This is a genomic window from Porphyromonas gulae, from assembly GCF_000765945.1.
Taxonomy (GTDB): Bacteria; Bacteroidota; Bacteroidia; order Bacteroidales; family Porphyromonadaceae; genus Porphyromonas; species Porphyromonas gulae.
The window spans coordinates 46,232-70,339 of record NZ_JRAT01000009.1; the positions used below are offsets into that span (position 1 = coordinate 46,232).

Genomic DNA, 24,108 nt, shown 5'->3' on the forward strand with positions numbered 1-24,108 from the left:
ATCAGGTCAAAATCTTAAATTTGTACGCTTATCCCTCTAAAATTATGAGAAGAATTGCTGCCATTACCTTCCTTTTGTTTTCTGCTTATCTGCTATCGGCACAAGATGCGAGCACGCTGGTGCGGCTCGTACGTATGCCACTCAAGAGTATTACCACGGAATACCCCAATAAGACGGGGCAGGTGATCAATGACGAAGCCGATGCCCGACTGACGCCCTCTCAGTTGCATCCAGTGTTCTACGGATCGTTCGACTGGCACAGCAGCGTACACAGCCATTGGATGCTGGTACATACGCTGCGAATTGTACCCGATATAGCCCTTCGGGATAGCATCGTTGCAGCTCTGGACCATTCATTTACGGCTGAGAAGCTTGCAGCGGAGGCCGCCTATTTCGACAGACCCGGAGGGGCGACCTTCGAGCGCACTTACGGTTGGGCTTGGCTTTTGAAGCTGGACGAGGAGTTGCTTCGGATGTCTCAGGATCCAGCCATGCCTGAGCACTTGGCAAGCCGCGCAGCCGAATGGCATCGGCATATGGCTCCCCTCTCACAAACCATCGTAGCCCGATGGAAAGCTTATCTTCCCAAGATGACCTACGCCGATCGAATCGGCACGCACTCCAACTCGGCTTTCGGTATGGCCTTTGCCTACGACTGGGCTGTAGCTGTAGGTGACAGTAGGTTTCAGGAAGCACTACGCCAAAAAGCGTTGGACGTCTTTGCTAATGACCGAGCCATACCGGCCGAATGGGAACCTAATGCCACGGACTTCTTCTCTCCCTCCTTGCAGGAAGCGGATCTGATGAGACGAGTCATGCCTGCCGATACTTATCGGCAATGGCTCAAGCATTTTTTTACGGCCGAGGGATTGGAACGTCTGTGTACGCCTCCCATCGTATCGGATCTGAACGATTATCACATAGTCCACTTGGTGGGACTTTCTTTCTCTCGGGCATGGTGTATGGGAGCCATAGCGAGGACTCTGCCGACGAACGACAGCATGGGCAAACGGCTGCGACAAGCAGCCAAGCTGCATTACGAAGAGGGCATGAAGCAGATATTCAACAGCAATTACGGTGGCGATCATTGGCTGGGTAGCTTTGCCACCTACGCCTATGAGGAGATAAAGTGGCTGACCGATCGGCCATAACGGAATGAGATATTCGTAAGAACGATGGAGATAGTTTTTTCGATCAAGTATCGAGCCGATTGGGGGCAACGCCTCTGTATATCGGGTTCTTCGGCTGAATTGGGAAATTGGGACGAAGCACTTGCCTTGGAGCTGACAGCCACGGGCGAGGACAGATGGGTGGGACGTGTGATCATAGACGGCCGCCGCAAGGATATACAGTACTACTATCTGGTACGGGATGCTGACGGACACTCCGTTCGCAAGGAATGGAAACGCATGCACCATCTGGTGTTGGATCATGGTTATAAACGGGTGTTGATGGACGATTACTGGATCGATCGACCGAAAAATGCACCTTTTTTCAGTTCTGCTTTTTACGATGTTTTCTTCCGCCACGAGGAGAAGCTGGAACGCGCCCCGAAACCAACGAAAGAGGGCGTCAAAGTCGTCATGCAGCTATATGCTCCATGCGTTCACCCTGACCAAAAGATTTATATGACGGGCAATAGCCCTGCTCTTGGCAACTGGTCTGTGCAGCAAGCCCGTGCCATGCACCATTTGGGAAAGGGCGAATGGTCTATCACGCTGGAGAAGGACGAATTGCCCCCACTTTTGGAATATAAGTTTTTCATCGCCGGACAAGACGACTGCTCCGACATCCGTTGGGAAGAGGGCGAAAACAGATCTTACCGATTCGAAGAAACGGATGCCTACGGTGCCGTCTATTTGGCCGGTCTCTGTTTCCGCGAGGGTGACTATATGCCACGCTATGCCGGCACCGTCATCCCACTGTTCGGACTGCGTAGCCGCAAGGATTGGGGCATAGGAGACTTCGGCGCACTCCGCCGTATGGTGGATTGGGCGGCAATGACCGGCCAACGCATCATACAGCTCCTGCCCATCAACGACACCACTTACACACGCTCTTATCGCGACTCCTATCCGTATAATATAGTATCCGTCATTGCCATCCATCCTATCTATGCCGATTTGGATGCGCTACCACGACTGAAGGATAGTGCTCTGATGGCAAAAATGGAGAAGCAGGCCGAAGCACTGAGGGTGCTCGAGCAAACGGATTATCCGGCCGTGTTGGCTCTGAAGGAGGAATTTCTGCATGCCTTGTATCGACAGGAGGGGGCGAATGTGATGCGCAAGAAAGCTTTCCGCCAATTCGTCTCAGCAGCGGCCGATTGGTTGGATCCATATGCAGCTTTCTGCCATCTGCGTGATAAGTACGAGGGACTGCCGCTCCACCTGTGGCCTGAATATACGTGGGGAAAAAACCGAATCGAACGAATGGCGGTATCTCCCGAACTGAAAACGGAGACTAATTACTACCGCTTCGTACAGTTTTTACTCCACGAGCAGCTGCATGCCGTATCGGCCTATGCCGAAGAGAAAGGGATCCTGCTCAAAGGTGACATACCGATCGGAGTCAGCCCCAACAGTGTGGAGGTGTGGATGGAGCCGTCCCTGTTCGATACGGAACATGCAGCCGGATCTCCTCCGGATCAGTTCTCCGAGAATGGACAAAACTGGGGTTTCCCCATCTACCGATGGGACGTAATGAGCCAAAACGGCTTTGCCTGGTGGCGCAAGCGTTTCGAGAGCATGTCCGACTACTTCAAGGCTTTTCGCATAGACCATATATTGGGCTTTTTCCGAATATGGGAAATCCCTGTCAAGCATATTTCGGGCTTGCTGGGACATTTTAATCCGGCTATAGCCATGACCGAAAAGGAGATAAAGGAGTACGGCTTCCCGTTCGATGCCCGATTCTGCTCCCTTCCGCTCATTCATACGGATGACCTCAAGCCGATTTTCGGACGCTATGCAAGCGAAGTATGCTGTCGATACCTTCGTCCGTTCGATTCGGATTATTATACGCTGACGACGAAGAATTTCTATCAGACCGATATAGCGGCGTTAGACCCTGCAGCCGTTGTCGGAGGAGAGGACACGATCAGGGGTTTGATGCGTGTAGCCACGGAAGTATGCTTCGTTATCGACTCCGATAAGCCGGCAGCCTTTCACCCACGCATCCATTTCGAAAGATCCCTTCGCTATGCCCATCTGAGCTTGGAAGAAAAGAAAGCCTGGCAGCGTCTGTCGGACGACTATTTCTATAAGCGAAACGATGAACTGTGGAAGCAAGAGGCACTATCACGGCTGATACCGCTACTTTCCTCGACGGATATGCTCGTCTGTGTGGAGGATCTGGGGATGATCCCTGCTGCGGTGCCCGCCGTAATGGAGCAGTTGCAACTGCTGTCCCTCGTTTTGGAAAGAATATCCAAGGAGCCGGGGCAGGACTTTGCCGATATGAGCCGACAGCCCTATTGCTCGGTATGTACCACGTCCACGCACGACATGGCACCCCTACGCCTTTGGTGGCAGGAGAACGAACCCCTTCGTCGGCATTACTATTCCATGATCCTCGGGGAAAAGGGTAGTGCGCCCGAGGCATGTACGCCGGAGACGGCTCACCGAATCCTTGGGCAGCACCTCCGCTCCTCATCCATGCTGGCCATTCTTCCGCTGGCCGACTGGCTGGCACTCTCCGGAGACTTGCAAGGAGCCGTCACACCCGAGGCCGAGCAGATCAACAAGCCGGAGATTTCCGACCACTACTGGCGTTATCGGATGCCCATTCCGATCGAAAGCCTTTCCGAAGACTATCGCGAGTTGAACGAATCGATAGCCTCCCTCATCCGCACTGCGGGGAGGGGATAATCGTCTGCCCATTGCTTTTGAGACCGGAAGCCACAGCCTTTGGGTATGAACATTGTACGACCTCGGTATGGAGCGAATTGGCTACTTTTGGGGGTGACAAAAAAGAGCATTGAGCAGATGAAACGGAAGACTCTCAACCTTGGCGGCCGGCTTTTCAGCCTGGAAAAACCCGTCGTAATGGGCATCATGAATATCACCCCCGATTCTTTTTACTCCGGCAGCCGCCTCTCAGGCGTGGACAGCGTACGGAGTCGGGCTCGCGAAATCGTGGAAGAAGGAGGGGCCCTGATCGACGTCGGCGCCTATTCCTCGCGCCCTAATGCCGATCACATATCGACTCAGGAGGAAATGGAGCGGCTGCGCCCGGCACTGAAAATTTTGCGGGATGAGTTTTCGGACGTGCCGGTATCGGTGGATACGTTCCGTGCCGATGTGGCCAAGATGTGCGTACAAGAGTACGGGGTGGCTATCGTGAACGACATTTCCGGCGGACAGCTCGACGGCGACATGTTCCGCACGGTGGCGGCTTTGCAAGTGCCCTATATACTGATGCATATGCGGGGTACACCGGCTACGATGCAGAGCCTCACCGACTACGAGGACATTGCGGTGGATATACTGGATTACTTCGTGGAGCGTGTCGGGGAGCTGCGCGAATTGGGTTTGCACGACATCATCCTCGATCCGGGTTATGGCTTCAGCAAGACGCTGGAGCAGAATTACGAATTGCTGTCGCGGCAGGAGGAGGCTTTCAGCGAGCTGGAGCTTCCCATTCTGGTCGGGATTTCGCGCAAGAGTATGATCTACAAGCTATTCGGCACCACTCCGGAGGAGGCGCTCAACGGTACCACGGCGCTCAATATGTACAGCGTCATGCATGGGGCGGACATCCTTCGGGTGCACGACGTACGAGAAGCGGTGGAAGTATGCCGCATAGCGGACAAACTCGGCATTGTCAAATAGGAGCACTCCCTTTCTCGGAAACAGAAATTCTTACCACTCACAAAAAAACATCTCAATCTCATGTTTCTCCAGTTTACCATCAAGGATATAATAGACATTCTGCTCGTGGCTTTATTCATCTATGCCATCTATACCACTTTCAAGCACTCGGGCAGCAAGGCCCTTTTCTCGGGGATTCTCACCTTCTTCGTCATCTGGATCATCGTATCGCAGATATTCCAGCTGCGTCTGATGGGAGCCATCCTCAATCAGTTCGTCAGCTTGGGGTTCTTCGTGCTGGTCATTCTTTTTCAGGGAGAGCTGCGCAAAATGCTCACGGCGATAGGCTCCACACGCCGATGGCGTTCGCTCAGGCGCCTTCTCAATAAGGAAAGGCGCGAGCAGGACTTGCAGGACGAACGCCGCATCATAGCCCCCCTGATGCTTGCCTGTATGAACATGGCTCGCAAGAAGACCGGTGCTCTCATCGCCATCCAGCAGGGAATAGACCTCACTCCGTTTGCCCATACGGGCGAGGTGTTCCGGGCAGAAGTAAATGCCCGACTGATCGAAAATATTTTCTTCAAGAACAGTCCGCTGCACGACGGTGCCATGGTCATTGCGGACAATAGCATCATTGCAGCCGGCTGTATCTTGCCGGTTGCATACAATACGGATCTGAACAAGGATTTGGGATTGCGGCACCGATCGGCTCTCGGCCTCTCGCAGGAGACGGATGCCAAGATCATCATTATCAGCGAAGAGAGAGGGCGGATTTCGTTTGCCTACCGCGGAGAGATTCATCAGGACATCACCACGGACGAACTACAGCTCCTGCTCGAAGATTGATACCGAGGAATCCCCTCAGAAGTGCAGGAAGACGTAGTACTGCAGTATCTCCATCAGCTGGCGAGACATACACAGCATGGCAAAGACAAAGCCGATAAGGCTAAGGGTCCAAAGCCGAATGGAATCGCCGGCATAGACTGCCGAGGGGTGGGCAGGGCATGAGGCTCCCAACCGACGGGAACGGGCATAGAGATAGACTCTATAGACGAAGTGCCCGACGATAAGTCCGACAGCGATACCCGGGATAATATCGGTAATGAAGTGTACTCCGATATAAATACGGCTATAGATGACGAGTGCGACGACGCCCCAAATCGTCCACGTGTAGAATTTATTCCGAAAAATGCGGCTCGTCAGCACTGCCAGCGATATATAGTTCGTCGTATGCCCTGAGATAAATCCGAATTTCCCTCCCCGATAGCCGTAGACCGTCTTCACATAGTCGATAAAATCAGGGTGGTGCGAAGGGCGGAATCTTGCAAAGAAAGGCTTGAAAAAAGAAGAGGAGAGTTGGTCGCAGATGAGTACGCTCAACAAGACTGCTCCTACGATGAAGAGGGCTTCCTTCGTCGGTTTCTTATAAAAAAGGAAGAACAGAAACACAATGGACATTACCACCCAAGTCCATTTGGCCGAGATCAAATAGAAGAAGCCGTCCAACAAAGGATGCTGTACTCCGTTCAGAGCCAAAAAGAGGTTTCGTTCTACTTCGAGAATGTATTCCAAAAACATATATGTAAGAGAAGTAAGTATCAGTCCACGGGAGAGACATGAATACGAGTCAGGACGGTCTGAGGAAGCCACCCTTCCTTGCCGTCAGCCAGTTCTATTGGGTACCAGCCGTCAATAGGTTCCCCTGTAATTCTAACACGCACACCCTCATGAAGTTCAAAAAGGGTGGTGCCATCTTCGTCCGGAGAGCTCTTGACGTTGGCTACGGATGCCATCATGATGCAATAGCTATCGTCATGGAAATCAGCCTTGCGGCGGAAAGCGGCCAAATTGAGCAGGATACAAAAGAACAAACTGACCCAAGCAGCATAGAATCCCCCTCGCCGCAACTTCCGGCTTCCCCCTAACAGAAAAAGCAAAATACTACCGAGAAAAATAATAAAGCAGATAATCCCCGCTACTACGATTACACCCGACGACACCGAATAACAAAGACGTCGCCAGAGCTTGGCAGCAATACTCTCGCTATCCGGTATCTTATCAAAGGCTTTGAGTCTGGCCATTTCCAGATTGACGCGTATATCCTTGTCATTCGGAGCCAGTCGGTAAGCGCGCTCGAACATGAGGATGGAAAGAGCCACCTCGCCACTCTTGTAATAGCAGCAACCGAGGTTGTAAAGCAACGAAGCATCGGGCCGGTCTGTCTCGCGCAGGATTCGTTCGTATGCAGCAGCAGCCCGGCCATATTGCTTGGCATCGAACAAGCGGTGGATCTCCTCGGCGGATAAAATCTTTTCCACTGTCGAAGAATCGGCAGCCGATTCAGTCTCTACTTCCGACACAGCGATTGAGGAAGAATCCACGGGCAAGAATACGGATCGGCGAACGGAGGTATCCGGATTTTGTGCCTGCAAGGACAGCAGGGAGCCGATCGACAGAAAAAGGATCAAGGGTAAAACCGCAATATGGCGTAGTACAGGCGTTCTCATCTCTTCAAGGTTTTAGTGCTGTCAATCTGTTCGATTATACTGCAAACACGTTCGTACACGGAGTCCATAGCCGCATGCTCATTGCTCTCAGGAGCATATCGGGCAAATTCGCAAGTCTCGATCAGCTGCATGAGCTCCCCGATAAGAGTTTCCGGCACATGACCGGCCTGAGCAAGCCGTTCGGCTATATTATTCTTATTCAATTCCGACACGGTTATTCCCAGTTTATCACCCAAATAGCCCCAAACGGCTCTAAGGATTTCTTCGTAGAAGAGATCGCCCCGTCCGCTCTGTTTATATTCGGCTGCCCGTCGCAGACGTTTGACGGCAACTTTGTTAGCCTTGCGCCATCGCATACCGGCTTCGTCGGCTATCATCTTCATCCTTCGACGATAGAGGAAAAGCAACAGGAGTGCGAGCAGAAACAAGAGAAGATAGATGCCCCAATAAGCGACCGAAAAAGCAAAGGAAGAGGGAGAGGAAGAAGTTGTAAAGGGCTTCAAGTAACGAATGTCCTGCCCCAACATCTTGACCGCATCGGACCCGGAGCCACTCATGGTAGCACTCTCGCCTTTTCCTTTCGCTACCTGAATGGTGAATTCTTGCGTGGAAGCTGTTTTGTATGAGCGGGATACAGGATCGAAATAGGGTATGCTGATGGCGGGTATGGTAAACTTCCCCGTCTGACGAGGCACCACATAATACTCGATCGTACGCTGTCCATCGGCTCCCGAAACACTTACACGAAGGCTGCTCTCGGCCTTGGAGTCGTATTGTTCGAAGCTGTCGGGAAATTTCACTTTGGGATCTCCCATTAGCTTGATATTTCCGCTTCCGTTAATTACAAGCTTGAGTGTAAGGGCTTCGTTTGTTTTGGCCTGACGGTCATTGAAAGAAGCTGAGATCCGATAATTACCGACGGCACCATCGAATCCTTGGGGTTTCGGTTCCGGCAAGGGGGCGACATCTATTGTGACCGGATTGGTGGTCAGAGTCCTCCGCACATTTTCATACGGCTGGAGAACAAAGAAGTCATCTATGTCGTCTATCTCCCGTCGTACCGCTACCACGACACGGAAGTTACCCGATGGGATAATCAGCTTGCCGCTTTTTTGAGGGAAGAGCAGCGACTGCTTGAGAACGGCTGTCTGATAGTTCCGCCCTTCATAGCTTTCAAGGCTGTATTGCTTCTCTGCATTGTCCTCCACATCCTGTGATATAAACCCTTCGTATTCGGGGAATTTGACCTGCTCGAACTGCAAATTGGGATGGAGAGTGTAGAGCTTATAAGTGACGAGGATGGCTTCCTGTTCGTACACTTTGGTCTTATTGATGATGGTTCGGACAAACAAACTACCGGCATCGACCCGTGAGGAAGAAGAGGAGGACTTAGTATTTTTCGATGATTTCTTGTCGGCCGGAAGTACCTTGATGGATACCTGCTTGGTCTTATAATCTCGGTCATTGGCACGGATGGAAGCCGGCCCGATCTGAAAGGTGCCGACCGACTTGGGCATCAGCGTGTACGTATAAGTGACACTTCGAGACGAAGTGGTCTTGCCGTTGGAAATGGAACTGAATGAGCTTGTAGCAGTAGCCGGACCGAAAAGAACTTCGAAGTCGCTCATTGCAGGAGCTTTGAACTCCGCTCCATTAGCATCTTTGAGCGTAAAACTCACCCGGAATTGCTCCCCCATCGCCACACTTGCAGGGGCCTGAACCGTGAAAGACACCTGTGCATGGGTCCACCAAGAGAGACACAAGAAAAGGCTTGCCAGTATATATCGCACCTTAATCATCGTATAGTCCGTGATTATTGAGATCTGTTTTCTTTCTTAATGCCGGCATTATAAAAACTATCAGAAGGTTTCAACCGGTAGCTATTTTGTTTTCAGCAGGTTGCTAAAATACATATTCCTTTCGGGAACTGTGGGAATAATAGCATCGAAACGACCAACGAGACAAAGAAACGGGCTACCACTGCTTGGTGGAATTACTCTTTTGCTGCTTCATGCGCTGCTTACGCATCTGCTCTACTTTTTCGCGCGTTTTCTCCTCATCCTGCTCGTAGGCTTTCAATATCTTTTCAGCACTTTCACGACTCATCTCGTTCTGCCGTGACTGCTGATCCTTTTGCGTATTGTCCTGCTTGGACGGTTGAGGTTGCTGCTGTCCGCCTTGGTTATTGTTATTCGGATTGTTCTGCGGCTGGTTTTTGTCTTGATTATTCTCCTTATTCTGATCCTGATTGTCCCCGCCCCCTTGCTGTCGTTGCTGCTCGAGCAGCTTCATAGCCAAAGCCAGATTGTAGCGAGTCTCCTCATCGGTCGGATTCATTCGGAGCGAATGCTTATAAGCCTCTACACTCTGGCGATAGTCTTTCTTCTTCATAAAGGAGTTGCCGAGATTGTGCATCAGTTCGGCCCTGCGCTTAGGCGTCAATGTCGGATCTTGCACAAGAGCAGCATAGTTTTGGAGTGCTTCGTCCGTGCGACCTTGTGCATACTGCGTACCGGCTAACCCGAATCGTGCCTCGGTGAAAGTGCTATCCTTGGAGAGAGCTTTGCGATATGCAACTTCCGCATTGGCATATTGACGGTTTCGATATACCTGTCGAGCCCGACGTACTTCTTCTCGCATGTTCTGCGCCAAGAGGCTCGACGAAGCAAGAAGTATGAAGAGAGTTATGAAGGCGGCGTATGCCCATGAATGTCTCATCTGTCAAACAATTTGATCCTACTGAAGAACCTGCTCTTCCGTTCTTGAATCAGGAACTCCAACAATAAACATATCAAAGCTGCAAATCCGAACCATCCGTACACTTCGCGATAGCCCGATGAAGACGAAGAAGAGAGGACAGCTTTGGGGAGCTTGTCCAACTGACTCTCTACAGCCCGTACCAGGGCAGAGGCACTCTGCCCGGAAAAGAAAGTACCATCTCCTGCGGAAGCAATGTCACGGCACATCTTTTCGTCGAATTTGGTAACGACAGGATTGCCCGTTTCGTCTTTGAGGTATCCCCCGTCAATAGGTATAGGCGCACCCAAGGCTGTTCCAAGACCGATAACATTGACCCGGATGCCTGCTTCACGAGCTTGCTGTGCTACTTCGATAGCATTTCCCTCGTGATTTTCTCCATCCGTCAAGATGATGATCGTCTTGCCGATCTCTTTATTATCGGAAAAAGATTTTGAGGCAAGTTCGATAGCCGCTCCGATAGCCGTTCCCTGAGCTGTAACCATGTTGGGACTTATGTCCGCAAGAAACTGTCTGGCAGCAGACAAATCCGTAGTAATCGGTATTTGCGTATAAGCATTACCTGCGAAAACAACCAATCCGACCTTGTCGTTCTGCATACCATCAAAGAGTTTTCCCAATACTTGCTTGGCAAAACTCAAACGATCGGGCTTGACATCCTCGCAGAGCATGGAGTTGGAAATATCCAAGCAAATCATAGCCTCGATGCCTTTCTCCTCTTTAGGCACATCCACACGAATACTTATTTGGGGGCGAGCAAGCATCCCGATCAAGAAAACGATGGCAAGAAGAAGAAATCCGTTGCGCCAGATCCGCCGTTTGGTACTTGCCTCCGGTTTGAGGGCCTTCAGCAGCGGAAGTTCGGCAAACCGTCTTTCTTGTGCCCGTCTCTTGCGATAAGCATAGAAGCCTACCCCCACAAGCAATGGAAGCAGCAACAGCAAGTATAAGTATTCCGGCGAATAAAATCTGAACATGGGAATCTCTTTACGGGTTGGAACGAAGAAGCGTATTGCGAAGTAAAAACTCTGTCAGCAGCAAAAGAAAAGCAATGAGGGCATAGACGAAATATTTTTCCTCATAAGCCTTGAAGCTCTTGGTCATAAGTCTCGTCTTCTCGAGCTTATCGATTTCCTTGTAAATTTCATCCAACGTCTTATTATCGACTGCCCTGAAATATTTTCCACCCGACACCTCGGCAATTCCGTCCAATGTCGGCTCATCGATATCCACAGGTACATTCTGAATCCGAACTCCGAATTCCGTCTGAATGGGGAAAGGAGCCTCTCCTCGTGTGCCTACACCGACTGTGTACACACGAATACCGAACGTTTTGGCAATATCGGCTGCCATACGGGGAGTGATATCACCCATATTGTTCGATCCGTCCGTCAGCAGAATAACTACACGACTCTTGGCTTTGCTGTCCTTCAGTCGATTGACGGCCGTAGCCAGTCCCATGCCGATAGCCGTACCATCATCCAGAACACCCATCTGCAAGTCCTGTACCATATTGAGCAGTACGGCATGGTCGGTAGTCAATGGACATTGAGTAAAGCTCTCTCCGGCGAATGTAACCATCCCGATATTGTCGTTCGGACGATTGTTGATAAAGGAAATCGCTACATCTTTGGCTGCCTCCAAGCGATTCGGCTTGAAGTCCATGGCCTGCATACTACCCGAGACATCCATGGCCAACATAATATCTATTCCCTCGATCGAATCTTTCTGCCAGCTATTGGTATTCTGTGGGCGAGCCAGAGCAATAATGAGAAAGCCTACTGAAAGAACTCTCAATATCGGCAACGAATGGCGCAAATAGACCCTTAATCCTCGGCGACCTCCTTCGAAAGGCTTCAATGAAGATATGGTCATCGTTGCCGAAGTCTTACGAGCTTGCAGAATATACCAGGCCGCCATCAAAGGCAACAGGATCAGTAGCCAAAGCAGTTCAGGATATGCAAACGTCATGACTCCCAGATATTATGCACTTCATCGAGGAAGGCGCGAGCATCTCGAATAGCTTCCGCATCCTCTCCATGCATCGGCTTATACTTGGCAAACTTGGCCAGGTCGGCCGTTTGCAATATTCCACGTAGCAGCAGTCTTTCTTTTTCAGGAAGTTCGATCCGCTGGAGGGCTTGTAATATCTCACTGCTGGTCATCTCCCTGGCATCTATTCCGCGAGTTTCGGCAATATAGCTCCGAAGCAAATCTGTCAATTCCGTAAAGTATTCCTTATACAAACCGGCCTCCACCAGTTTTTTTGCACGCAATGTTTCCAAGGCTGCAATAGCTCGGTCATAAGCAGGAATAGCCGGAGTATCAGGAATCACCACAGGACGGCGAGCTTGGTGCTCCTTGTATCTCTTATAAAAGAGGTAAGACAATACAGCCAAAAAGGCTGCAAGTATGATCCACGTAAGGGGATGGCGAAGCATGATATTGAAAATATCGCTCCACGTATAAGGCACGCCCCACGGCTCCTTGATGTCATAAATAGAATCCGGTTGGGAAAGATCGACCTCCGGCATTGTAACTTTCAGGAAAAGACTTTTGGACATAACCTGGTCCCGACCATCCGTGACAATAAAAGGAGGAATCTCCAGCAGGGTTGAATCGAATGAGGTAATCACCATCTTGGCTTTTATCTCCACGACCGGGTCTTTCACTACAACCGTGTCAGTAATACCGAATGCCAAAATTTCGATCCGGCTCATAGTCGAATCAGTCGGTATTTGCAGATGTGTACTTGCCAAGTCGGCTGTGCGGATAGTAATATCTATGACTGCCTGCTCACCTATTTGCATCTCTGCACGATCCAGTTTGCCGGTGATAGAAAGCTCTTGCGCTTTCAGCAGGGAAGAGGCAAAGAGCATGCAAAAAGCAGAAAGGACAAAGCGGCGAATGGCAAGAGAGTGTCTCATGAGCGTTTTTTAAATAAGATGAGAAGCTGCTGCACGAAATCCTGCCCCGTACGTATCTCGGTAGCATCTACACCACACCGTTTGAGCAAAACGGCAAGTGCTGCTTGCCTCTGCTCATAGGCATACGCATACGCTTTCCGAACGGAGCCATCAGCAGTATCTACCCAATGAGTCTGCCCTGTCTCTGCATCGCGAAAGCGCATCAACCCTACATTCGGCAGATCGGCCTCTCGCCGATCGAATATCCTGATGGCTACAATATCATGCTTACGAGCAGACATCAGCAAGGTCTTTTCATAGGAATCCTCCTCTGACTGAAAATCGGAAATCAGGAATGCCGTACACCGCTTCTTCACCAAGCGAGTCAGATAAGAGAGTGGAACCGAAAGATCCGTGGCTCTGCTCTGCGGACGAAACTCCAATAGCTCCCTGATTATATACAGGATATGCTTCTTTCCTTTGGCGGGTGGCACATACTTTTCGATCCTGTCCGTAAAGAAAAGGACTCCGATCTTGTCATTATTTTGGATAGCGGAAAAGGCCAATGTAGCTGCCACTTCAGCCGTCAGCTCTCGCTTAGTCTCTACCTCCGTACCGAAAGACAACGAACCGGACATATCGACCATTAGCATGACCGTTAGCTCACGCTCCTCCTCGAAGACTTTCACATAGGGACGTGCATAACGTGCCGTCACATTCCAGTCGATGTCGCGCACATCATCCCCTACGGCATACTCGCGCACCTCGCTGAACGCCATACCGCGTCCTCTGAATGCGGAATGATACTGTCCGGCAAAGATTTGTCGCGAAAGGCCTCGTGCTTTGATTTCGATCCGTCGAACTTTCTTAAGTAGGTCGCTTGTCTGCACTTATCTCTGATTAAGGGACTTCTACTTTGTTCAGAATTTCATTGACGACAGCGTCCGGAGTCAGGCTATTGGCCTCTGCCTCATAGCTCAGCCCTATACGGTGACGCATCACGTCGTGACATACGGCACGTACATCCTCCGGAATCACATAACCTCTATGCTTGATAAAAGCGTATGCACGTGCAGCCAACGCCAAATTGATAGAAGCTCGGGGCGAAGCTCCGAAGCTGATCATATCTTTCAAATCGTTCAACCCGAATTGTTCGGGATAGCGTGTGGCAAAAACTATATCGACAATGTAGTGTTCGATCTTTTCATCCAGATACACCTGCCTTACTACTCGGCGTGCTTCCAATATTTCCTCCGTAGAGATCACGGGACGAATTTCAGCTGACCGGCCACCGATATTCTGACGAATGATCTGCATTTCCTCCTTCTTTTGGGGATAGTCTATCAGTACCTTCATCATGAATCGGTCTACCTGTGCTTCCGGCAGTTGATAAGTACCCTCCTGCTCGATAGGATTCTGGGTAGCCATTACGAGGAAAGGCTCTGGGAGCTTGAAGGTCGTTTCACCAATGGTAACCTGTCTCTCCTGCATCGCTTCGAGCAGAGCACTCTGCACTTTGGCCGGAGCACGGTTGATCTCATCGGCCAAAATAAAGTTTGCAAAAATAGGACCTTGCTTTACTTGAAACTCCTCCCGCTTCTGGCTGTAAATCATGGTACCTACCACGTCAGCAGGCAAGAGGTCCGGCGTAAACTGTATACGGTTGTATTTGGCACTGATCAGTCCGGCCAGAGTTTTGATAGCCAAAGTCTTGGCCAATCCCGGAACACCCTCAAGCAGGATATGTCCATCGGCCAACAGCCCGATCAAAAGCGACTCCACCAAATGGTTCTGCCCGACGATATTCTGCGCCATACCGCGCGTGATGAGATTCACAAATGAGCTTTTCTGCTCAATAAGCTCTGTAAGAGCCTTGATGTCAATGGTTTCACTCATTGGTTTTCTATATCTTTTCTTGCTAAATTCTAATGAAGACTATGCACGTCATCTCATGTTGGGATAGACACATAGTATCCGGCAGGGTTTAAGTTCGAAGTTCAGCCTACGGCCAGCATTCGCTCGATCGAGAGCAAAGCCTTCTCTCTGATTTCGGCAGGCACTTTCACCTCATAACGGTTGTGGCGGAGAGCTTCCAACACCTCCCACAAACCTGTTTGTTTCATATGGAAACAGCGGTTGTCGGGTTGAATGGCAATAAACGTTTTACCCGGATTTTCTTTCCGCAACACGTGCAGCGTCTCCGGCTCCGTAGCAATAACAAACATTTTTTTGTCAGACACCCGAGCATGATTAAGAATACCGGCCGTGGAATACATAAAGCAGCGACTGCTACTCAGCACTCGTGGCGAATGAGAACCCTCGCTCTCCGGATGAATGAGAATATCAGCATCGGGATACAGCTCCAAAGCCTCTAAGATGGATTCTTCCGTAATCCGCTCATGCACGAAACACGAAGCATCCCAAAGCTCCATCTCCCGTCCTGTCTTCCGCGAGATATAAGCTCCCAGATTTCGATCCGGTCCAAAGAGAATTTTTCTGTCTCGAGGCAAGCTCTCCACCACCTTGAGTGCATTGCTGCTTGTACAGCAGTAGTCCGTCCATGCCTTTACCTCGGCAGTCGTATTGACATAGCTGACAATGAGTCCATCCGGGTTCTGCTCCTTCCAGCGGCGCAAGCCTTCGGCAGAGGCACCTTCGGCCAAAGAACAACCGGCATATTTCGTGGGAGTGAGGATAGTCTTCTGTGGCGAAATAATCGAAGCTGTTTCGGCCATGAAGTGGACTCCGCAAAAGAGTATCGTATCCGCCTCCGTATCGGCAGCCTGACGGGACAGACCAAGAGAATCCCCGATATAATCGGCAATGTCCTGCACCTCAGGGCGCGCATAGTAGTGTGCCAAAATAATGGCATTCCGTTCTTTCTTGAGAAGCTCTATCTCTTTAAGAATATCCTTTGTTTGCATACAAAAACCAACTTAAAGCTTACTGAGTAAGGAGGAAATTCATGCTGATGTCCATGGCCGTAACGCTATGGGTCAAAGCACCTACGCTGATGTAATCCACACCCGTTTCTGCCACACTTCTCAGCCGTTCGAGTGTCATATTGCCGCTGGCTTCTGTCCTGGCACGTCCGGCAATCAGCCCCACCGCTTCACGCATGGTATCATTGTCCATATTGTCCAGCATGATTATGTCTGCACCATAGCGTACTGCTTCTTCGACCTCAGCCAGGTTGGATGTCTCCACTTCCAACTTGATAGAAAGCGGGAGTGCTCTTCTGGCTGCTTCGATGGCTTGGGGTATTCCTCCGGCGACCTTGATGTGATTGTCCTTGAGCATAATCATATCATAGAGGCCCATGCGATGGTTATGTCCACCGCCATGGCGAACGGCCATCTTATCCGTTATTCGCATACCGGGTGCCGTCTTGCGAGTATCCAAAAGCCTTACGGCCGTACCTTTCAATGCCTCGGCATAGCGAGCGGTCATAGTGGCAATACCACTCATTCTTTGCAAAAAATTAAGCGCCAATCGTTCGGCTTGTAACAAAGCCCGGTAACTGCCTTCCACACGCAGGATTACTTGACCGCGCTTTACGGGATCGCCATCCGACACATATGGAGTCCATGTCAGGGCTTCGAATCGCTCGAAGACACGGCGGGCAACTTCCATTCCGGATATGATGCCATCGGCCTTCATTACCATTGTGGCTGCAGCACCTTCCGATTGAGGGATAATGGCATTGGAAGAAATATCTCCATCGGCAATGTCCTCTGCTATTGCCAGATCGATCAATTTCTCCAAAAGCATTTCTTCATGAGTCATAACTTAAAAGTGATGAGGGTATTACGCATTTTTATTTGATATGTCTTGCTCTGCCGGCAAGGATGTAGGAGGAGTGCTTGCGATAGGCCTCGCTCGTATCGGGATAGTCTTCCCGATAATGCCCTCCTCTACTTTCTCGGCGAGCTATCGCCCCCCGAACGATAAGCTGACCCACTGACAGCAGCTGCTCGGCAAAACAAGCATAAAGATCTTCTGTTCCGAGTAGTTTCCACCTAAGTTCTTCTATCTTCCGATCCACGGACAGAAGACCTTCTTCGTTGCGAATGATACCGACATAATCGGTCATCAGGCGGGACAACTGCTCTTTTACCTTATGATAGAGCGATGCATCTTTCGGCTCAGGATAGACAGCCATGCTCGACACCATTGTCGAATGGCCGATCGAATCCGAGGCAATCGTATCAGCCACGACACGATGACCGAACACAAGGCATTCGATCAGAGAATTGGAGGCCAACCTGTTTGCCCCCATTATTCCGGTAGAAGCCACCTCTCCCACGGCATATAGATGAGGTACGGCCGTACAGCCATTCAGATCCGTACTAACCCCTCCCACCGTGTAGTGTGCCGCCGGAGCCACAGGGATACGGTCAGTAAGATCAAGCCCCAACTCTGCACAGCGAGCACATATCGTGGGGAAACGTTTGCGAATATGATCCGGATCCAGATGTCGCAGATCGAGATAGACGTATTCGTCTCCCAAACGTCGCATCTCCAAGAAGATCCGCCGTGCCACTACATCACGAGGTGCCAATTCGGCCAATTCGTGGACGCCTTGCATGAAGCGTTCATCCCTACTATTATATAGATGCGCCCCTTCTCCCCGTACGGCCTCACTGATTAGGAAGGCTTCTCCTTTCGGATTGTACAGAGCTGTGGGATGAAATTGGACAAACTCCATGTCGCGCACCTCGCAGCCGGCATGATAGCAGAGGGCAATCCCATCTCCGAGGGTACCCTGCGGATTGGTAGATCTTCGATAGATGGCAGCCGATCCCCCGGTGGCCATCACCGTATGCTTGCCATAGAAAACGACTTCACGCCCATCTTCCCAATCCCATGTACGTACGCCACGGCAACCGAGGTCGTCTATCAGCAATTCGACCGCTTGGTGATTGACAAATATCTCTATCGCAGAAGTTTGCAGCACACTACCGATCATAAAGCTCGTGAGCATCCTACCGGTGGAATCACCTCCTGCATGCAGAATCCGCTTGTGGTGGTGTCCACCTTCAAGCCCCAAAGCCAATAGGCCATCGGCTTCCGTATCGAAACGCATCCCCCAACGGATCAACTCGTCGATCCGCTCTGGAGCCTCTTCGGCAAGCACCCTTACGGCATCGTCCTCACAAAGCCCCCGACCGGCTTCGACCGTATCGTTATAGTGGTTGTCCGGTGCATCGTCAGCAGCCGTAACCGCTGCGACTCCCCCTTGTGCAAAGTACGAATTACTCTCATGGATGTCAGCTTTGGTTATCAGAGCTACCCGACCATGCTTCGAAGCCTTGAAAGCCGTATAGAGGCCGGCAAGGCCGCCTCCAACTACGATATAATCAAACCGATTCATTCCGGACAAATTGATATGCCCGCAAAGATAAAGCAAATAAAAGGTTATCCGAAGGCAGAAAGACTGAGAGTCAGGGCAACCGCATCAAAAATTTCGAGAAAATACAAGTTGCTAATTTTCAAATAATTGCATTTCGGAGATTATACTCAAAGATAAAGAATGCACTCAAAACTATGATTGATAATCAGGCACTTACATTTTGATGCGGTTGCCTTGACTGAGAGTAAGCTAAAGGTCCAAAGGTGGAAGCGATTAATACAATTACGAATAAAAAAAGAAGAAGCTCCCCGAATTATTTTCGGGGAGCCTGTTCTTAATGTTTTCACAACGGAATAAAATCCTTGTTGGGAAATGCTTCAAATTTAGTTATGCAAACTTAGTGCAAATAATTGACTTGACAAAATGTGACCCAAACCATAGTTTTATTTATTTTTGTGTGAAAAACTTTTTCATGGTTTTTTATTCCAACATTACAAAGAAACATTAAAAGGTCTGTAAACACCTATATCACAATGAAAAAAATTCTTGGATTAGACCTCGGGACGACATCTATCGGATCGGCTTACGTATTAGAAGCAGAAAAATCTGCGGAGCAAACGAAAATAGTCTATCTGGGCACACGAATCATCCTTTCATCGGCAGATGCTGAAAATTTCAGCAAAGGATTATCTTGCTCACCAACAACAGACCGCACATTCAAACGCTCCATGCGCCGAAGACTTCAACGGTATAAACAGCGTCGTTCAAGTTTGATACAGCAATTCAAAAAAATCGGGATAATAACAAATACCGAGCAGATAATTCGGGAGCCCATCTCAGAGACCCACGAGCTTCTGAGAATACGTTCCAAAGCGGTATCGGAGCGGGTTTCACTTGAAGAGTTTGCCCGTATTCTCTTGACGATTAATAAACGCAGAGGGTACAAAAGCAATAGAAAAACAAGTAAGAGTACAGAAGAAGATGGTAAGCTTGTCGATGCTATGGCTGTAACTAAAGAGCTTATAAAGCTCAAGAAGACTCCCGGACAGTATATGTTCGAACGATTTAAGCGGGGCAAATATGCTGAAATAGACTTTTATCCTTTCGATCTTATCAATGAGCTAAAGCAAATCTGGGAAGTACAAGGACAAAAATATCCGGACGTCCTTACAGAAGACCTACTAAGCTCACTGTTAAAGCAAAAGACGGGAAAGGCAAAAGAACTCATATACTCCAAATCAGACCTTAATCCGGCTGAAGTACCAATCGATTATCAGAAAGGGAAAAAACTACGCAAAACCATTCTCAACAAATATTTTGCATACGAAAGTCGAAGCCTTGCTGCCACAAATATCATTCCTGTAGAGCAAGTAATAACCGCGATAGTAGCCATCTGCAAACAAATCAACAATAGCAGTGGCTATTTAGGAGCCATTGGGGATCGTAGTCGGGTATTGTATGCGAATAACCAGACTATTGGACAGTATTTATATGAAAGAATAAAAGCTAACCCGCATGACAGGATCAGGGGAGAAGTTTTTTATCGGCAAGACTATCTTGATGAATTCGATCGTATATGGGAATGCCAACAAAACTATTATCCGACAATATTGACCAACGATCGCAAACAGTTTATACGCAATCGAATCATTTTTTATCAAAGACCGCTCAAATCGAAAAAGTCGGAATTGGCATTCTGTGAATTCGAATTACGGGAAGTAGAACACAATGGCAAGAAATATACTGAAGGATTGCATGTCGCACCGAAGTCTTCTCCTGTTTTCCAGCACTTCAGATTATGGCAAAGATTGGGACAGATAGAAGTGTCCCCTCTTAGAAAATGGAACAAACAGAGTAACGAGTTATTTGAACAACAAAATGATACAGACCAAGAGAGAATACTCAACACAGAAGCTAAACAAAAATTATTCAGCTACCTGAATCTTCTGGATCACCTTACAGATAATGAGATTCTGAATATCCTCGGCTATAGTCCGGATAAGTGGAAAATCAATTTCCGTGAGATCATCGGTAATAGGACGAATAATTCGATGATGAAAGCTTTCTTCAACATGAAAGAAATGACTGATGGAGAACAAATCGATTGGGAAAAAAATCTGACAAAGATCACCAATGGACAGAGCTTGATATCTCCGGAACAAATCGTAGACCTTATTCGCCAATTCTTTGAACGTGAAGGAATAACGACTTCGCTTTTATATTTCGACCCCACAACTGATAACTTCCGTGAGCAATCCCACCATAGTTTATGGCATTTACTCTACTCTTATGAAGACGACAACTCTCCGACAGGAACCACATCTCTTTGTAAGACTTTAGCTAAGCGCTATGGTATTCCTCATGAGTTATGTCCACTCTTAGCATCTTTGACTTTCGAGCCACAGTATGGATCTCTCAGCACCAAAGCTATGCGCAAGATACTCCCTTTCATGCAAGAAAATGGATATGACAAAGCATGCGAATTGGCCGGCTATAGACATAGTGCATGGACGACAAAGGAGGAGAATACTGAACGTACGCTGAAAAACAGCCTACCCCTCCTTCGCAAGGGCTCTCTTCGCAATCCTGTTGTTGAGAAAATCCTCAACCAAATGACACACGTCATCAATACGCATATTTCTGAATACGGCAATCCGGATGAAATTCGCATTGAAATGGCTCGCGACATGCAAGCCAATAGCAAACAGCGAAAAGCGATGACTACAGCCATCGCTGAGGCAACCAAAAGGAATACACAATTTATTGAAGAAATACAGAAAGAATTTGGATTCAATCCTTCTAAAAATGACCTGATCAAGTACAAGCTATGGAAAGAGTTAGCACCATTGGGAAGTAAGACTCTCTATTCGAATACATATATCCCCAAAGAGGAACTATTTACCGCCCAATTCGAAATAGAGCACATTATCCCGAGAGCACTTTTCTATGACGACAGCTTCTCCAACAAAACGTTGGAGTTGAATTCTGTTAATAAGCTAAAAGGGAATAAAACGGCTCTGGATTATATGGATACGCTTAGCCAAGAACAGGCCAATGACTATGTAATACGGGTAGAAGAATTAAAAAAGATCGGAGCCATCACGCAAGCCAAGTATAAAAAACTCCTTATACGAGAAAAGGATTTGGGGGATGATTTTACCAATAGAGATCTTACTAACACTCGCTACATCATCCGACATGCTGCCGACATGCTTCTGCAGGTCACTCCTTCGATTGTACACACCAATGGCAGTATCACTGCCATACTTCGTAGGGATTGGGGGTTGCTCGATATTTTGAAAGAGCTGAATCTGCCGACATACGAGTCTATTGATCGCAAGATTTCTGATCCGAAAGAAAAACTGACTGAAAGTGTCGAGCGAAAAGACGGACAAGCCATTAAAATGATCAAAGATTGGAGCAAACGCGATGACCATCGACATCATGCTATGGACGCCCTCATCACGGCATTGACCACCAGAAAGCATGTACAGTATCTAAACGGGAATAGTGGTGCAGAGGAGACTGATAAACAGCAAAAGCTCACACAATTAAAAGCCCTTAGAAAACAATTAATTGGATCGGACGGTCATTTCATCCCTCCCATGCACGACATCCGAGTACAGGCTAAAGAAGCCCTATCACGAGTAATTATTTCCACAAAAGCCAAAGGAAAAGTTACAACGCCTAATACCAATATTATCTGCAGTCGAGACAAAACAACGGGACGCAAAATCCATGTCAGACAAATAACTCTAACCCCTCGTGGAGCCTTACATTTGGAGACTAAATACGGTAGCAATCGCTATTATCAAGAGAGAGAGATTCCTATCGGCTCAAAACTCACAGAGGAGGAAATCCGCTTAGTTAGTTCTCCAAAGATTAGATCCATGCTGTCGGAAAGATTACAGGTATTCGACAATGACCCCAAATCTGCCTTTACCGGTCGTAATTCCTTAGATAAAAAGCCTCTTGAAGACAAGAATAAGAAGCTCCTATACGCAGAAAAAAAAGTAAAACAAACAATTTTAGAAAATCGATATGTAACACGTAAGCAGATCGACAAAGACCTGAAACTAGATAAAGTAATAGATGTGGGGATCAAACGCATCTTGGAACAAAGACTCCTACAATATGGGGGGAAACCGGAAAAAGCATTCTCTGACTTAGAAAATAATCCGATCTGGCTGAATGAAAAAAAGGGTATCGCAATCAAATCCGTCCGCATCAGAGGGAAAAATAATGCCATTCCGATCCACCAAACTGATACCTGTCCGATTGACTACGTAGCCAATGACAATAACCACCATTTGGCTGTATATGTACTGCCCGATGGCTCTATAGAAGACGATATCGTCACCTTCTTCGATGCGGTAGAGCGGTCTCGCCAAGGACTTCCTATCGTTGATAAAAATAAGAACCAGTCTCTGGGTTGGAAGTTTCTTTTCAGTATCAAACAGAACGAATACTTTCTATTACCTCAGCAAGCAGAGAAAATAGATATCGATACAGGTGAAATATCCATGCAGACAACCTTTTCCCCTAAAGATCTTAGCCCTGAATATATTATGAATCCGGATAATTATGCTGAGCTTGCCACCCACATTTTTAGAGTTCAAGCCATTTCTAAAACTCGGCAAAAATCTGGAGATGTACGAATATATTTATTCAAACAACAATACATCTTAGGGAGTCAAAAGGATTCATTACATCTCAAAGGGATAACCTATCGTCAAATTAGTTCAGCCAAAGACTTGGCAGAATTGGTTAAAATTCGCGTAAATCATTTAGGGCGAATCGTTGCTGTAGGAGAAAAGTAAAAGATTTTGGCAATGATCAAACGAACGCTTTATTTTGGCTCACCAGCCTATCTCAGCCTAAAGCTCGGGCAACTTGAGATAAGACTACCGGAGGTTGAACTGACCGACAGTCTGCCTGCGCATATCAAAAAAGCCGGTCGCCAATCAATTCCGATAGAAGACTTGGGCATCGTTGTATTAGATCATAAACAGATCACCATAACCCAAGCCTTATTGTCTGCTCTGATCCAAAACGGCTGTGCCATCATTAGTTGCGATGACTCCCACCATCCTACAGGGATGCTGCTGTCCTTTCTCGGACACTCCGAATTAGGCGAACGTGTACATGATCAGATAGGAGCCTCCCTGCCTTTAAAGAAGCAAATGTGGCAACAAACTATTCGAGCTAAGATTGCCAATCAGGCTGTTGCTCTCAGCCACACCACCAAGCAGCCCCATCCAAATATGCATGCTTGGATAGATCTGGTAAAATCCGGAGATGCTAATAATATCGAGGCGCGTGCAGCCGCATATTACTGGACTAATATTTTCCCAGAACTCCCTTCTTTCAAAAGAGACAGAGAGGGTGATTGGACAAATAAGCTGCTCAACTACGGATATGCCATCGTTAGGGCTATGGCTGCAAGAGCGATTACAGCTGCAGGACTATTACCTTCTGTCGGGATTTTTCATCACAACAAATACAATCACTTCTGTTTAGCGGATGACCTGATGGAGCCTTACCGTCCCTATGTGGATATTTTGGTTTATCGGTTAATTCAAAAAGACATAAAAAATCCACCACTCAGTTTGTCGTCCGAGCATAAAAGAGAGCTTCTGAGTTTACCTGTTATGGATACCATCATCGATGGCAGAACTCATCCCATGAGCATCGCCATGCACCATAGTGCTACATCCCTATATCTATGCTTCGCCGGCAAAGAGCGAAGAATACTCTATCCTCATATGTGA

General features: G+C 48.4%; 18 protein-coding genes. 6 read left to right on the plus strand and 12 right to left on the minus strand.

All coding sequences use genetic code 11. From position 1 onward, the window contains the following. The first annotated feature begins 44 nt into the window (after positions 1-44). The 4 genes from HQ49_RS02550 (at position 45) to cdaA (ending at position 5,660) form a co-directional block, all read left to right on the plus strand. Entirely contained in the window at positions 45-1,151 is a 1,107-nt protein-coding gene (locus HQ49_RS02550; RefSeq protein WP_039418278.1) for a DUF2891 domain-containing protein, read from the plus strand. 24 nt (positions 1,152-1,175) lie between these two features. Beyond that, the gene (malQ, locus tag HQ49_RS02555) at positions 1,176-3,869 is read left to right on the plus strand and encodes a 4-alpha-glucanotransferase (RefSeq protein WP_039418279.1); all 2,694 of its coding nucleotides are present in this window, start codon (positions 1,176-1,178) and stop codon (positions 3,867-3,869) included. Between the two features lie 117 nt (positions 3,870-3,986). Next, on the plus strand, positions 3,987-4,832 hold the full coding sequence (gene folP / locus HQ49_RS02560; RefSeq protein ID WP_039418280.1) for a dihydropteroate synthase: 846 nt from the start codon (positions 3,987-3,989) through the stop codon (positions 4,830-4,832). A gap of 60 nt (positions 4,833-4,892) precedes the next feature. Further along, positions 4,893-5,660: a diadenylate cyclase CdaA gene (cdaA, locus tag HQ49_RS02565; RefSeq protein ID WP_018965194.1), complete on the plus strand. Its 768-nt coding sequence runs from the start codon at positions 4,893-4,895 to the stop codon at positions 5,658-5,660. 15 nt (positions 5,661-5,675) lie between these two features. Here cdaA and lpxF read toward each other — a convergent pair whose 3' ends face one another. The 12 genes from lpxF to nadB form a co-directional block, all read right to left on the minus strand. Continuing rightward, positions 5,676-6,392 carry a lipid A C4-phosphatase gene (gene lpxF, locus HQ49_RS02570; protein WP_018965195.1) on the minus strand — a complete coding sequence of 239 codons (717 nt, stop codon included), beginning with the start codon at positions 6,390-6,392 and terminating at the stop codon, positions 5,676-5,678. A gap of 20 nt (positions 6,393-6,412) precedes the next feature. Further along, a complete protein-coding gene (locus tag HQ49_RS02575) occupies positions 6,413-7,321 on the minus strand; it encodes an SH3 domain-containing protein (RefSeq protein WP_026292219.1) in 909 nt (302 codons plus the stop codon). After that, positions 7,318-9,120 carry a BatD family protein gene (locus HQ49_RS02580; protein WP_026292220.1) on the minus strand — a complete coding sequence of 601 codons (1,803 nt, stop codon included), beginning with the start codon at positions 9,118-9,120 and terminating at the stop codon, positions 7,318-7,320. Before HQ49_RS02580 ends, HQ49_RS02575 begins: the two co-directional genes overlap by 4 nt. 175 nt (positions 9,121-9,295) lie before the next feature. Further along, complete coding sequence (locus tag HQ49_RS02585) at positions 9,296-10,039, minus strand: tetratricopeptide repeat protein (RefSeq protein ID WP_039418282.1); 744 nt, start codon at positions 10,037-10,039, stop codon at positions 9,296-9,298. Next, positions 10,036-11,055 carry a vWA domain-containing protein gene (locus HQ49_RS02590; protein ID WP_039418284.1) on the minus strand — a complete coding sequence of 340 codons (1,020 nt, stop codon included), beginning with the start codon at positions 11,053-11,055 and terminating at the stop codon, positions 10,036-10,038. Before HQ49_RS02590 ends, HQ49_RS02585 begins: the two co-directional genes overlap by 4 nt. Positions 11,056-11,065: 10 nt before the next feature. Further along, entirely contained in the window at positions 11,066-12,049 is a 984-nt protein-coding gene (locus HQ49_RS02595; protein ID WP_018965200.1) for a vWA domain-containing protein, read from the minus strand. Next, positions 12,046-13,005 carry a hypothetical protein gene (locus HQ49_RS02600; RefSeq protein ID WP_039418286.1) on the minus strand — a complete coding sequence of 320 codons (960 nt, stop codon included), beginning with the start codon at positions 13,003-13,005 and terminating at the stop codon, positions 12,046-12,048. The genes HQ49_RS02595 and HQ49_RS02600 overlap by 4 nt, the downstream gene beginning before the upstream one ends. Further along, positions 13,002-13,874: a DUF58 domain-containing protein gene (locus HQ49_RS02605; protein ID WP_039418287.1), complete on the minus strand. Its 873-nt coding sequence runs from the start codon at positions 13,872-13,874 to the stop codon at positions 13,002-13,004. Before HQ49_RS02605 ends, HQ49_RS02600 begins: the two co-directional genes overlap by 4 nt. Before the next feature lie 10 nt (positions 13,875-13,884). After that, positions 13,885-14,880 (minus strand): AAA family ATPase, encoded by a 996-nt coding sequence (locus HQ49_RS02610; RefSeq protein WP_039418288.1) that lies wholly within the window; start codon positions 14,878-14,880, stop codon positions 13,885-13,887. Between the two features lie 101 nt (positions 14,881-14,981). Beyond that, the gene (gene nadA, locus HQ49_RS02615) at positions 14,982-15,908 is read right to left on the minus strand and encodes a quinolinate synthase NadA (protein ID WP_018965204.1); all 927 of its coding nucleotides are present in this window, start codon (positions 15,906-15,908) and stop codon (positions 14,982-14,984) included. Positions 15,909-15,927: 19 nt separating this feature from the next. Continuing rightward, a complete protein-coding gene (gene nadC, locus HQ49_RS02620; RefSeq protein WP_018965205.1) occupies positions 15,928-16,770 on the minus strand; it encodes a carboxylating nicotinate-nucleotide diphosphorylase in 843 nt (280 codons plus the stop codon). A gap of 31 nt (positions 16,771-16,801) precedes the next feature. Further along, positions 16,802-18,358, minus strand: coding sequence for an L-aspartate oxidase (nadB, locus tag HQ49_RS02625; protein ID WP_039418291.1), 1,557 nt, complete (start codon positions 18,356-18,358; stop codon positions 16,802-16,804). A 512-nt stretch (positions 18,359-18,870) separates the two neighbouring features. On the opposite strand from nadB, the gene cas9 reads away from it, so the two are divergent. Continuing rightward, on the plus strand, positions 18,871-23,157 hold the full coding sequence (cas9, locus tag HQ49_RS02630) for a type II CRISPR RNA-guided endonuclease Cas9 (protein ID WP_039418292.1): 4,287 nt from the start codon (positions 18,871-18,873) through the stop codon (positions 23,155-23,157). Positions 23,158-23,169: 12 nt separating this feature from the next. Continuing rightward, a complete protein-coding gene (cas1, locus tag HQ49_RS02635) occupies positions 23,170-24,108 on the plus strand; it encodes a type II CRISPR-associated endonuclease Cas1 (RefSeq protein WP_039418294.1) in 939 nt (312 codons plus the stop codon).